The sequence below is a fragment of the Microbacterium salsuginis genome, assembly GCF_012524205.1.
Lineage (GTDB): Bacteria > Actinomycetota > Actinomycetes > Actinomycetales > Microbacteriaceae > Microbacterium > Microbacterium salsuginis.
In genome coordinates this window covers 423906-436064 of the sequence record NZ_JABACI010000002.1, presented here as the reverse complement: position 1 = coordinate 436064, position 12159 = coordinate 423906, and the positions used below count along the sequence as shown (strand labels likewise).

At 70.1% G+C, this 12159-nt stretch carries 11 protein-coding genes and 1 riboswitch; of the genes, 3 read left to right on the top strand and 8 right to left on the bottom strand.

What is annotated here, in order from left to right; genetic code table 11:
* Position 1: 1 nt before the first annotated feature.
* From HF576_RS09095 to ribD, 6 genes are all read right to left on the bottom strand, one after another.
* Positions 2-1477: an MFS transporter gene (locus HF576_RS09095; protein WP_168912476.1), complete on the bottom strand. Its 1476-nt coding sequence runs from the start codon at positions 1475-1477 to the stop codon at positions 2-4.
* A 230-nt stretch (positions 1478-1707) separates the two neighbouring features.
* A complete protein-coding gene (locus HF576_RS09090; RefSeq protein ID WP_168912475.1) occupies positions 1708-2061 on the bottom strand; it encodes a Fe-S protein in 354 nt (117 codons plus the stop codon).
* A gap of 72 nt (positions 2062-2133) precedes the next feature.
* The gene (gene ribH, locus HF576_RS09085; protein WP_168912474.1) at positions 2134-2610 is read right to left on the bottom strand and encodes a 6,7-dimethyl-8-ribityllumazine synthase; all 477 of its coding nucleotides are present in this window, start codon (positions 2608-2610) and stop codon (positions 2134-2136) included.
* On the bottom strand, positions 2607-3932 hold the full coding sequence (ribA, locus tag HF576_RS09080; protein WP_168912473.1) for a GTP cyclohydrolase II: 1326 nt from the start codon (positions 3930-3932) through the stop codon (positions 2607-2609). Before ribA ends, ribH begins: the two co-directional genes overlap by 4 nt.
* The gene (locus HF576_RS09075; RefSeq protein ID WP_168912472.1) at positions 3929-4582 is read right to left on the bottom strand and encodes a riboflavin synthase; all 654 of its coding nucleotides are present in this window, start codon (positions 4580-4582) and stop codon (positions 3929-3931) included. Before HF576_RS09075 ends, ribA begins: the two co-directional genes overlap by 4 nt.
* Positions 4582-5604, bottom strand: coding sequence for a bifunctional diaminohydroxyphosphoribosylaminopyrimidine deaminase/5-amino-6-(5-phosphoribosylamino)uracil reductase RibD (ribD, locus tag HF576_RS09070; protein ID WP_168912471.1), 1023 nt, complete (start codon positions 5602-5604; stop codon positions 4582-4584). The genes HF576_RS09075 and ribD overlap by 1 nt, the downstream gene beginning before the upstream one ends.
* A gap of 95 nt (positions 5605-5699) precedes the next feature.
* Positions 5700-5874, bottom strand: a riboswitch (FMN riboswitch).
* 150 nt (positions 5875-6024) lie between these two features.
* Here ribD and HF576_RS09065 point away from each other — a divergent pair.
* Both HF576_RS09065 and glpK read left to right on the top strand, forming a co-directional pair.
* Positions 6025-7761 (top strand): glycerol-3-phosphate dehydrogenase/oxidase, encoded by a 1737-nt coding sequence (locus HF576_RS09065; protein WP_168912470.1) that lies wholly within the window; start codon positions 6025-6027, stop codon positions 7759-7761.
* A 70-nt stretch (positions 7762-7831) separates the two neighbouring features.
* Entirely contained in the window at positions 7832-9370 is a 1539-nt protein-coding gene (gene glpK, locus HF576_RS09060) for a glycerol kinase GlpK (RefSeq protein ID WP_168912469.1), read from the top strand.
* A gap of 1 nt (position 9371) precedes the next feature.
* Here glpK and HF576_RS09055 read toward each other — a convergent pair whose 3' ends face one another.
* Together HF576_RS09055 and HF576_RS09050 are read right to left on the bottom strand one after the other, a co-directional pair.
* Positions 9372-10232: an Fpg/Nei family DNA glycosylase gene (locus tag HF576_RS09055; protein WP_168912468.1), complete on the bottom strand. Its 861-nt coding sequence runs from the start codon at positions 10230-10232 to the stop codon at positions 9372-9374.
* Between the two features lie 52 nt (positions 10233-10284).
* The gene (locus HF576_RS09050) at positions 10285-10851 is read right to left on the bottom strand and encodes a GNAT family N-acetyltransferase (protein ID WP_168912467.1); all 567 of its coding nucleotides are present in this window, start codon (positions 10849-10851) and stop codon (positions 10285-10287) included.
* A gap of 306 nt (positions 10852-11157) precedes the next feature.
* Here HF576_RS09050 and HF576_RS09045 point away from each other — a divergent pair, with 306 nt between their 5' ends.
* On the top strand, positions 11158-12003 hold the full coding sequence (locus tag HF576_RS09045) for a type IV toxin-antitoxin system AbiEi family antitoxin domain-containing protein (protein WP_168912466.1): 846 nt from the start codon (positions 11158-11160) through the stop codon (positions 12001-12003).
* Positions 12004-12159 lie beyond the last annotated feature (156 nt).

Below are 12159 nucleotides of genomic sequence, written 5' to 3'. Positions count from 1 at the left end.
GTCAAAGCGACCCGGTGACTCCCACGCCGAGTTCGGCGTCGTAGTCGACGTCCTTCGTCTCGGGCGACAGGAGCAGCGCGATGAAGGTCAGCACGCCCATCGCCGACAGGTAGATGCCGACCAGCCACGGACTGCCGCCGGCCGCGGCCCACAGCCAGACGGCGACGATCGGCGCGAGGGCGGCGCCCAGGATCGACGACAGGTTGTACGAGATCGCCGAGCCCGAGTAGCGCACGTTGGTGGGGAACAGTTCGGGCAGCACCGCACCCATCGGGCCGAACGTCGCCCCCATCAGCATGAACCCGAAGATGAGGAAGGCCTGCACGAGGGCGCCGGTGAACTTGGGGTCGACGTGGGGGAGCAGGAACAGGTTGAACGTGAATCCGAAGACCACGATCAGCGCCGTCACCCAGAGCAGCAGCCGGCGGCGGCCGATCGCGTCGGCGATCGGCCCCGACAGCAGGGTGAAGATGCCGAAGAACACGACGCCGATGATCTGCATCAGCACGAAGTCGGTGTAGCCGAAGCCCAGTCCCGGGTAGAACTGGGCCGCGAACGCCGCCGGGTCGAACGACTCGCCCGCCGCCTCTGCGGCCGCCTGCGCCGCGGCCGAGGCGGTGTCGAGATCGGCCGCCTTGGTGCCGTACGACAGCGTGAAGTTCGTCATGAGGTAGAACAGCACGTACGTCGCCAGCATGATGAACGTGCCGAGGATCAGGTGCCACCAGTGGTGGCGCACCACGGTGCCCAGCGGGAACTTGCGGATCGCGCCCTTCTGCTCCGCTTTCACGAACGTCTCGGACTCGACGAGCCGCAGACGCACCCAGAGGCCGATGATGACCATGACGGCGGAGAACAGGAACGGCACGCGCCATCCCCAGGCCAGGAAGTCGGCCGAGCGCTGCCCGGCGCCTTCGGGGTGGGGGAGCAGGAAGTTGATCCCGAGGAAGACCGAGTTGGCGATGATGAAGCCGAGCGGTGCGCCGAGCTGCGGGAACGTGCCGTACCACGCGCGCTTGCCCTTCGGGGCGTTCTCGGTGGCCACGAGCGCCGCGCCCGACCACTCGCCGCCCAGCGCGAAGCCCTGCGCGAGGCGCAGGACGAGCAGCAGGAAGGCCGCCCACCAGCCGATGTCGTTGTAGGTGGGAAGGCAGCCGATGAGGAAGGTCGCGATTCCCATCGTGAGCAGCGACGCCACGAGCGTGGCCTTGCGGCCGAACCGGTCCCCGAAGTGGCCGAACACGATCGCGCCGAGCGGCCGCGCGATCATGGCGGCGCCGAAGACGCCGAACGAGGCGAGCAGGGCCGTCGTGTCGTTGCCGGTGGGGAAGAAGAGGATCGGGAAGACGAGCACCGCGGCGGTCGCGTAGACGTAGAAGTCGTAGAACTCGATCGTCGTGCCGATGAGGCTGGCGGTGATGACGCGCGAGCGGGGATTGGCGGGGGCCGCGGCGGTGGCGGCGGTGGGGGAAGTCATGAAGAACCTGTAAGTCGCGAGCGGGGCGTCCTGGTGGGACGGGCCGGTGGGCGTCCGTCCGCCGCGTGGTGACGCGTCAGGCGGCACTGCACTGGGTCACCGTGCGCGAGGACGGGATCGTCCAGGCACGAGGATCAATCCTAGTCGCGCGCCCCGGCGTCGATCCTCGCGACGAGGGGATGCCGCAGACCTCGGCCTGCGGCATCCCCCTCGTTCCGTGAGTCCGCGCGTCAGCGCCAGAGCAGCGCGATCGCGGCGTTGGCGAGCGTCAGCACGCCGATCGACCAGAACAGCGCGGGCGGGACCGACCCGCTCTTGCGCTGGCGGCCGGCACCGATGCCGAGAAGCGCGCCGATGATGACCAGGATGACCAGCTTCACGCCGATCTTGATGTAGTTGATCTCGCCCTCGATGCCCCACGGGGCGGCCAGGATCAAGCCGGCGAGGCCGGCGATGGCCAGGCCCCAGTTCATCAGGCGCGTGATCTGCCGCTTGCCGCCGACGGCCTCGACGACCCAGGCTCCGAAGAGCACCGCGAACCCGACGAGGTGGATGAGCACGACGATGTGACGGAGGATTTCCATGGTCGTCACGCTAGGCCCATCGGCGGCCGGGCGCCAGGAAGGCCGACCTCACTGCGGTGCAGGACCGCGCGGTCAGGCGCGCAGGCTCCGGAGGGTCAGCGCCGTGCGCATCGCGGCATCCGCCGCTTCGAAGCCCTTGTCCTCCTCCGAGCCCGGCAGCCCCGCACGGGCGATCCCCTGCGCTTCGTCATCGAGGGTGAGCACTCCGAAGCCGACCGGCTTGCCGGTGTCGATCGCGACGCGTGTGAGCCCGTCGGTCGCCGCGTTCGAGACGAAATCGAAGTGCGGGGTGCCGCCGCGGATGATCACGCCGAGCGCGACGACCGCATCGGCGCCCTGCTCGAGCGCCGCCTTCGCCACCACCGGCAGCTCGAACGAGCCCGGCACGCGAACGAGGCGCCATGACGCCCGCGCCGCCTCGAGGGCTCGCTGCGCGCCCGCGATGAGCCCGTCGGTGATGACGTCGTGCCACATGCCCGCGACCACGACGACATCCAGCCCCGTGGCATCGATCTGGTCGGTGGCCTCGGGTGCGCCCTTGCCGCTCACTGTGCTGCTCCTTCGCGCTGCTCGGTGGTTCCGTGTGGTTCAGACCCGTGCCGCTCCGCGGTCTCATGCATGAGCGCGAGGGCGTCGGCCAGATCCTCTTCGGCGATGAGGTGACCCATCCGGTCACGCTTGGTCGCCAGGTACTGGTGGTTGTTCGGTCCGACGCCCACGAGAAGGGGCACCTGCTCTACGATGTCGAGACCGAGCCCGCGCAGCTGCGAGACCTTGTCGGAGTTGTTCGTCAGCAGGCGCACCCGCTCGATGCCGAGGTCGGCCAGGATGCCGGCGGCCGCGGCGTAGTCGCGAGCATCGGCCGGCAGTCCGAGCGCCAGGTTCGCGTCGACGGTGTCGAGACCGCGCTCCTGCAGCGAGTAGGCGCGCAGCTTGTTGATCAGCCCGATGCCGCGGCCCTCGTGCCCGCGCATGTAGACCACGACGCCGCCGTCCTGCTCGATGGCGTCCAGCGCGGCGTCCAGCTGCGGGCCGCACTCGCACTTGAGTGAGCCGAAGGCCTCGCCCGTCAGGCACTCGGAGTGCACGCGCACCAGGGGTGCGTCGCCCAGCTCTCCCGACACGACCGCGATGTGGTCGGTGCCCGTCACTCGGTCTTTGTATGCGAGGAATCGGAACTCGCCATGGCTGGTCGGCACGCGTGCCTCGGCCCGCAGGCTCACGCGCCGCTTGTGGGCGCTGCGCACGGCGGGATCGCACGGCTCGTGCTCGTCGAGGTAGGCGGTCAGCTGCTCGATCGTGATCACCGGGATGCCGTACTGGGCGCCGAGCTCTTGCAGCCCGGGCAGCCGCATCATGCTGCCGTCGTCGGCGACGACCTCGCCGATGACGCCGACCGGTGCGAGCCCGGCGAGCCGGGTCAGCTCGACCGCGGCCTCGGTGTGGCCGGCGCGCTCGCGCACGCCACCGTCCACCGCTCGCAGCGGCAGGATGTGGCCGGGTCGGATCACGCTGGCCGGCGTGGACTCGGGATCGGCGAGCACGTTGAGCGTGTGCGCGCGGTCCGAGGCGCTGATGCCGGTCGACTGGCGGTCGGCCGCGTCGACGCTCACCGTGTAGGCGGTGCCCCGGGCGTCCTCGTTGTTCTCGACCATGGGGGGAAGATCGAGGCGGTCCGCCCAGTCGGCGGGCATGGGCGCGCACAGGAACCCGCTGGTCCATCGCACCGTCCACGCGACCCACTCGGGCGTCGCCAGCTGTGCCGAGAGCACGACGTCGCCCTCGTTCTCGCGGTCCTCATCGTCGGCGACGATGACGGGCTTTCCCGCGCGCAGGGCATCCAGCGCCTCGGGGATCGTGGCAAGGCTCATTCGGAGCCTCCTTCCGTCGGTGCGGCGGCAGCCGCAAAAGACAGCAAACGCTGCACATGGCGCGCCAGGATGTCGGTCTCGAGGTTCACGCGGTCGCCCGGCTCGAGGGCGCCGAGTGTCGTGGCGGCCAGGGTCTCGGGGATGAGCGACACCTCGAACCACGCGCCGTCGGTCGCCGCACCCGGCGCCGGCGCGGGGCTGGCCGCGCTGACCGTGAGCGAGACGCCGTCCACCGAGATCGACCCCTTGTCGACGACGAGCGGAGCGAGCTCGTACGGCAGGCCTATCCGCAGCACCCGCCATTGCGCGCCCGGACGCACCTCGAGCAGTTCGCCGGTGCCGTCGATGTGCCCCTGCACGATGTGCCCGCCGAGGCGGCCGTGAGCGGCGGTCGCGCGCTCGAGGTTGACCGCGCGGCCGGGGGTGACGCCCGCCAGGGTGGACATGTCGAGCGTCTGCTTCATGACGTCGGCGGTGAACCAGTCCGTGCCCTGGTCGACGACGGTGAGGCACACGCCGCTGACCGAGATCGAGTCGCCGTGCGCGGCATCCGACACCGCCTTCGGCCCCTCGACGGTCACGCGCACGCCGTCACCCGACGGCTCGACGGCGGTGATGCGGCCGACCTCTTCGACGATTCCGGTGAACATCAGGCGTCTCCTTCCGACGCAGGGATGGCGATGACGAGAAGGTCGTCGCCGAGAGTCTGGACACCCGAGACCGAGAGACGGCGGGCGTGTGCGATCGTGTCGACGCCGATGTCGCGCAGCGCGAGCATGTCGCCGCCGAGCAGCACCGGCGCGACGTAGACGAGCAGTTCGTCGGCGAGCCCCTCGCGCACGAACGACGCCGCGACAGCAGGGCCTCCTTCGACGAAGACGCGATGGGCGCCGCGCATCCGCAGATCGTCGAGGACTGCCATCAGATCGCCGGAGTACTGCAGGAAGCGGTGGGGATGCCGGTGCAGAGCCGCGTCGTCCGGAACCGGTCGTGAGCCCAGCACGACCGGCAGCGGCTGCTGCGGCAGCAGGGTGCCGTCGTCGGCGCGCGCCGTCAATGCCGGGTCGTCTGCGAGCACCGTACCGGTGCCGACGATGATGACATCGGACTCGGCGCGCCGGCGGTGGACGTCGGTGCGCGCGTCGGGGCCCGTGATCCATTTGCTGGTGCCGTCGGATGCCGCAGCCCGGCCGTCCAGACTCTGCGCCCACTTGACCGTCACGTGCGGGCGGCCGAGGCTCTGCACCGTCAGCCAGGATTCCAGCAGTGCGTGACCCGACTCGAGGAGGAGTCCCGCCTCGACCTCGACGCCGGCTTCGCGCAGCCTAGCGCCGCCGCCGGATGAGCGCGCCCCGGGATCAGCGACCGAGTACACCACGCGGGCGATGCCCGCGGCGATGAGCGCCTCGGAGCACGGTCCGGTGCGCCCGGTGTGGTTGCAGGGCTCGAGGGTGACCACCGCGGTGGCTCCCCGGGCGTCGCCGGGGGCGAGGCGGGAGAGGGCGTCGACCTCGGCGTGGGGCGTGCCGACGCCGCGGTGCCATCCTTCGGCGAGGACGGTGCCGTCGGCCGCGAGGATCACAGCCCCCACCTGCGGATTCACGCCTCGCGGGCCCAGCCCGGCGATCGTGAGCGCACGGCGCATCGCGTCGCGTTCTGCTGCGCTCGCCATCCCGTTCCTCGTTTCGCCATGCTGTGAATCCACATTCCGCGATTCACAGTTCCGGGCGCTCCGGGGCACGGGAAGCGGCGGCGCGCGTCGCGCCACCCGTGCTGCCTCCCATCCGGACTAGCGACTGGCCCCGCTTTCGGACCTCTGTCGCATCACCGTCGGTCCCGGAATTCCACCGGATCGGCCGGGGCGGCATCCGAATCGGATGCTGAGCCTCGGCTCGCGGACTGTCACCGCCGGTTCGGATTCTCACCGACCCCGGAGCACGTTGATGCTCTCGAGTCTAGTCAACGCGGGGATGAGCGATTCATTCCATGTCAGCGAATGCATTGCGGGCCGATGCAGACCAGCCGTGCCCGGCGTGCGGGCGAGCCGTTGTCGGCCCGGCCACGTAGCCTGGGACTCGGGGACGGTGAGACGATGAGCACGGCAGTGACACGGGGTTTCGATCAGCTCGCAGCGCGCCCGTACGCGGATGTGCTGATCCTGGGCGGCGGCATCAACGGACTCGCGACCTTCCGCGACCTCGCGATGCAGGGCGTCGATGTCGCCCTGGCCGAGCAGGCGGACTTCGTCAGCGGGGCGTCCGCGGCGTCGTCCCACATGATCCACGGGGGCATCCGCTACCTCGAGAACGGCGAGTTCCGCCTCGTGCATGAGGCGGTCACCGAGCGCAACGGGCTGCTGCGCACCGCACCGCACTACGTGCGACCGCTGCAGACCACGATCCCGATCTTCTCGACGTTCTCGGGCGTGCTGTCGGCACCCCTGCGCTTCCTCCGGCACGGCGCGGGCAAGCCGCGCGAACGCGGCGCTGCGCTCATCAAGATCGGACTCGTGATCTACGACTCGTTCTCGCGCGGCGGCGGCCTGTTCGGCAAGGGCACGGTGCCCCGCCATACGGTGCACGGGCGCAAGCGGTCGCTGCGGCAGCTGCCCGATCTCAATCCGGCGGTGAAGTACACCGCGACCTACTGGGACGCGTCGCTGCACGATCCGGAACGTCTCGCATTGGACGTGCTCCGCGACGGGCGGGCAGCCGGGGGCGACCGGGCGAGAGCGGCCAACTACACGGCGGCGGCCGGCACGCGAGACGGGCGCGTCGTGCTGCGGGATGCCGAGACCGGCGACGAGACGCTGTTCACAGCATCCGTCATCATCAACGCCTCCGGCCCATGGACCGATCTGACCAATGTCGCACTCGGCCACACCACCCGGTACATGGGCGGCACCAAGGGCTCGCACATCGTGCTGGATCATCCGGACCTGCTGGCGGCGACCGGCGGCCGCGAGCTCTTCTTCGAGAACAAGGACGGGCGGATCGTCCTGATCTACCCCCTCAAGGGACGCGTGCTCGTGGGCACGACCGACCTCGAGCACGACATGGCGGATCCCGTCGTGTGCACCGACGCCGAGGTGGAGTACTTCATCGATCTCATCGGCCAGGTCCTCCCCGCGATCCACGTCGACCGCTCCGACATCGTCTACCGCTTCTCGGGCGTGCGTCCCCTCCCGGGGCACGGCGACCTCGCCCCGGGATTCGTGTCTCGCGACTACCGCATCGAGTCTGCGCCGCTGGCAGGCGGCGCCGCCGCGTCTCGCGCCACCGTGCTGAGCCTGATCGGCGGCAAGTGGACCACCTTCCGTGCGTCCGCCGAGCACCTCGCCGATCGCGCGCTGGCTCTGCTGGCCCACCCGCGCCGGAGATCGACGAAGGGCGTGCCCATCGGCGGTGGCCACGGCTTTCCGACCACCGAGCGCGCGCGGCAGCAGTGGATCGCCTTGCACGCGGTCGACCTGGCGCCCGCACGGGTCGCCACCCTGCTCGACCGCTACGGAACTGTCGCCGCGGCGATCGGTGACGCGATCGCCCTCGACCCCGACGACGCACCGCTCGCGCACGCGCCCGGCTACAGTTCGGGCGAGCTTCGTCACCTCGCCGCCACCGAGGACGTCCGCCACCTCGAGGACATGCTCCTGAGGCGCACCAGCATCGCATTCACCGGGGGAGCCACCCCTGAGGCCGCGCGCGAGGTCGCCGAGGCGATCGCGCCCGTCCTCGGGTGGGACGATGCCCGCGTGACCGCGGAGGTGGAACGCGCGATGATCCACGTCCACGCGGCAGAGCCGGAATGGGTCGAGGCGTCCTCGCGATAGCCTGACCGCACGCGCCGGCCGTCGCCGCGCCGAACGACGGGCGACGTCGCCCGTGAGGAAGGAGATGAGCGTGCCCGACCACGTCCTCGCCATCGACCAGGGAACCACCTCGACCCGGGCCATCGTGTTCGACGCGACGGGAGCGATCGTGTCGGTCGCGCAGCGCGAGCACGAGCAGATCTTCCCTCGAGCCGGCTGGGTCGAGCACGATCCCGTCGAGATCTGGACCAACACCGAGTGGGTGATCGCCTCGTGCCTGTCGCGCGCGCGAGTGACGGCATCCGATGTCGCCGCCATCGGCGTGACGAACCAGCGCGAGACGGCGATCGTGTGGGAGAAGCGCACCGGGCGCCCGATCTCCAACGCACTGGTCTGGCAGGACACGCGCACCCAGCCGCGCATCGACCGGCTCGCTCAGGACGGCGGAGCGGACCGTTTCGCGCAGACGACGGGACTGCCGCTGGCCACGTACTTCTCGGCGTCGAAGGTCGCATGGATCCTCGAGAACGTGCCGGGCGCACGGGCCGCCGCACAAGCGGGGGAGCTGCTCTTCGGCACGCCCGACACGTGGGTGGTCTGGAACCTGACCGGGGGCGCGCGCGGCGGCATCCACGTCACCGATGTGACCAACGCCTCACGCACGCTGCTGATGGACCTGCGGACGCTGGACTGGGCGGACGACCTGCTCGAGGTCTGGGGCATCCCGCGTGCGATGATGCCCGAGATCCGCTCGTCGTCCGAGGTGATGGGCCATTCGCAGCTGCCGTCCGTGCTCGACGGCGTGCCGATCGCCGGCATCCTCGGAGATCAGCAGGCGGCCACCTTCGGGCAGGCGGCATTCGACGCCGGCGAATCGAAGAACACCTACGGCACGGGCAACTTCCTCCTGGTCAACACCGGAACCGACATCGTTCAGTCCGGGAGCGGGCTCATCACGACGGTCGCCTACCGGTGCGGCGATGAACCCGCGCGCTATGCGCTGGAGGGCTCGATCGCCGTGACCGGATCGCTCGTGCAGTGGCTGCGCGACAACCTCGGCATCATCCAGCGGTCCGAAGACGTCGAGACGCTCGCGGCAAGCGTCGACGACAACGGCGGTGCCTACTTCGTGCCCGCGTTCTCGGGGCTGTTCGCGCCGTACTGGCGTCCCGACGCGCGCGGTGCCCTCGTCGGCCTCACGAGATACGTCAACAAGGCGCATATCGCCCGGGCTGCCCTCGAGTCCACCGCATTCCAGACGCGCGACGTCATCGACGCGGTCATCGCCGACACCGGTCGGGGCCTCGACGAGCTCCGCGTCGACGGCGGCATGACCCGCGACGACCTGCTCATGCAGTTCCAGGCCGACATCCTCGGCATCCCCGTCGTACGGCCCAAGGTGATCGAGACGACGGCGCTCGGCGCCGCATACGCCGCCGGTCTCGCGACCGGCGTGTGGCGCGACCGCGACGAGCTGCGGGCGCACTGGCAGGAGGACGTGCGCTTCGAGCCGCGGATGCCGCAGGACGAGCGCGAGCGCCGGTGCCGGATGTGGCGCAAGGCCGTGTCGAAGTCGCTCGACTGGGTCGACGACGACGCCCGGGTGCTCATGGGCACCACCGAGGGCTGAGCTACTTGAGCAGCCGCGACAGGCGCCGGTCGGCGAGGATCTTGCCGCCGGTCTGGCACGTGGGGCAGTACTCGAGCGAGTTGTCGGCGAAGAAGACGCTGCGCACCTCGTCCCCGCACACCGGGCAGGTCTCGCCCCGCCGTCCGTGCACCTGCATGCCGCGACGCTTGGCATCTTTCAGCTCGGCGGGAGGTTTGCCGGATGCTTCGGCCACGGCATCCGTCAGCGTCTCTGTCATCGCGGCGTAGAGCCGGTCGACGTCCTCCGCGGTGAGGCTCGAAGCGAGCGCATAGGGCGACATCTTCGCGGCATGCAGGATCTCGTCGGAGTAGGCATTGCCCACGCCCGCGACCGTCGCCTGATCGCGCAGTACGCCCTTGATCTGGGTGCGCCGGCCCTCGAGCAGCGACGCGAGAGTGTCGCGCGTGAAGCCGGGGCCGAGGGGATCCGGCCCGAGCCGTGCGATGCCGGGAACGTCGGCGGGATCGCGCGCGACGTACACCGCGAGCGACTTCTTGGTGCCGGCCTCGGTCAGATCGAACCCCGACCCGTCGCTGAGGGCGACGCGCAGTGCGATCGGCGTCTTTCCGGGCTTGATCAGGGTGGGAGCGAGCTCGTCCGTGAACCGCAGCCACCCGGCCTTCGCGAGATGGAAGATCAGGTGCGGTCCGGTCGTCGACAGGTCGACGAACTTGCCGTGGCGCGAAGCGCCGGTGATCTCCACATCCTTCAGTGCGTCGATCGGCGGGTCGTACGTCTTGAGAGCGGCGATGTTGCCGACCATGACGCGGGTGATGCGCAACCCCTTCAGGCGCTCACCGAGGAAGTCGACGAGCCCCTGCACCTCCGGCATCTCGGGCATGCGCTCATCCTGCCACGCCGCACCGACGCGACGCACGCGGAGCGGGAACGGCTCAGTCCTCGAGGACGGGCCAGGGCTGCGGCATCCGGTCGTCCGTCCTCAGCACTGCCGCGATCCAGCCGTCGTCGCGGCCGAACGAGCCGACGAGCGCCTCGCGCAGAGTGCCCTCGTACCGGAAGCCTAGGGTTCGCGCCGCGCGGGCCGAGCCGACGTTGCCGACGACGGCGCGCCACTCGATGCGATGCAGATCCGCTCCCGCGGGGTCGAAGCCCCAGTCGATCACCGCGCGTGCTGCCTCGGTCAGCAAGCCGCGCCGGCGCGACCACGGCGAGACCCAGTAGCCCAGCTCGCCGCCGCCGCGGCCGTCCAGGCGGTAGAGGCCGATCATTCCGGCGAGCACCTCGCCTTCGCGCATCGCCCACGTCACGTGCGCCCCGCTCTTCCACTCCTCGGCGACCTTCGGCACGAATTCCTCGGCGTGATGCCGTTCGTACGGAGACGGCACCGTCGTATAGCGCTGGGTCTCGGCATCCTGACATGCGTCGTAGATCGCGTCGACGTCGTCCAGCGTGGGGAGCGACAGGACGAGCCGCTCCGTGCGCAGGGTCACTGGCTCCATCGCACCACGGTATCGGTCGGGCCGCGCGCTCCGCCCCGCACCGCCGAGCCCCCGCCCGTGCACGTCGAGCCGTCCTCCACGCAGGCCCACGCCTGCCGGTGCGCTCGCTGGGGCGGTCACAATTCCGGATCGGTGCGCGCCGCGTCGGCGAGATCCGTGATGTTTCGGGTGCCGACGCTCTCAGCATCTGAGCCGATCCGGAATTGGGAACGCTGGAGGCTCCTCCACAGCAGGGCGTCGGCGGCCGTCGTCCACAGATCGCGCCGAACGCGATTCCAGGTCCCCGTGGCGGGCGACGCTCGGAGCATGTGGGAGTCGCACAAGACCCGGGCGGACTTGCTGGCGGACGGATTGTCGGCGCGCGAGATCACCGCAGCGGTGCGATCGGGCGCCCTCATTCGCGCGCGCCGCGGCTGCTACCTACCTCCTGACGCACCCGACGACGTCGTGCGCGCCGTGCGAGTGGGCGGGCGCTTGACGTGCCTGTCTCTCCTGCAACTGCTGGGCGTGTTCGTCCTGGCGAATTCGCGACTGCACGTGCACCTTTTCCCGGATGCCACCCGGATGCGCACTCCGCACGACCGTAAGAAGCGGCTGCGTCCGTGGAGGGCGCCCGCCACGCGTCTTCATTGGCACACGTTGGCTGATTCGCCGGGCGCGGCGACCTGTGCCGATGTCGTCGTCGCGCTGGCCAATGCTGTGCTGTGCCAGGCGCCGCGCGCGGCCATCGCGTCTATCGACAGCGCGCTCAACATGGAGTTGATCAATCTCGAGCAGGTCGACTCCGTGTTCGACCTGCTTCCGGCGAAGTACGGAGTGCTTCGCCCTCTCGTGGACGGTCAGGCCCAGTCCGGGCCCGAGACCATGGTCCGGATCATGCTGCTCGGGCTGGGGTGCTCGGTGAGGCTTCAAGTCGAGTTCGAGGACGTGGGTTTCGTGGATCTCGTCGCGGATGACTGGCTCGTCGTCGAATGCGACAGCAAGAAATTCCACTCCGACTGGGTGCAGCAGCTGAAGGACTATCGCCGCGATCTCGCGCTCGCACGGGCGGGTTACGTCGTGCTGAGACTGGCTGCAGAGGACATCATGTACCGACCGGACGAGGTCGTCGCAGCACTGCGAGGAGTCCTGACGGCGCGCAGGGAGCGCTGAGCCCGGGGCGCCGGCGCGCTCGGCGACACGAATCCGTTCGCAACTCCGGATGAGATGGCTTTCGATGCGCGGATGGCCCCGAAACCGCATCCGCATCCGGAGTTGCGAACGGGCCGCAGGGTCGCCGCGGCGGAGCACGCCGAAACCGAACCCAGC

Coding starts and splice junctions, on each gene's coding strand:
- ribA (WP_168912473.1), bottom strand. CDS start 3,932: ATGAGCCTTGCCACGATCCCCGAGGCGCTGGATGCCCTGCGCGCGGGA.
- HF576_RS09075 (WP_168912472.1), bottom strand. CDS start 4,582: ATGTTCACCGGAATCGTCGAAGAGGTCGGCCGCATCACCGCCGTCGAG.
- HF576_RS09055 (WP_168912468.1), bottom strand. CDS start 10,232: ATGCCCGAGATGCCGGAGGTGCAGGGGCTCGTCGACTTCCTCGGTGAG.
- ribD (WP_168912471.1), bottom strand. CDS start 5,604: ATGGCGAGCGCAGCAGAACGCGACGCGATGCGCCGTGCGCTCACGATC.
- HF576_RS09065 (WP_168912470.1), top strand. CDS start 6,025: ATGAGCACGGCAGTGACACGGGGTTTCGATCAGCTCGCAGCGCGCCCG.
- HF576_RS09095 (WP_168912476.1), bottom strand. CDS start 1,477: ATGACTTCCCCCACCGCCGCCACCGCCGCGGCCCCCGCCAATCCCCGC.
- HF576_RS09090 (WP_168912475.1), bottom strand. CDS start 2,061: ATGGAAATCCTCCGTCACATCGTCGTGCTCATCCACCTCGTCGGGTTC.
- HF576_RS09050 (WP_168912467.1), bottom strand. CDS start 10,851: ATGGAGCCAGTGACCCTGCGCACGGAGCGGCTCGTCCTGTCGCTCCCC.
- HF576_RS09045 (WP_168912466.1), top strand. CDS start 11,158: ATGTGGGAGTCGCACAAGACCCGGGCGGACTTGCTGGCGGACGGATTG.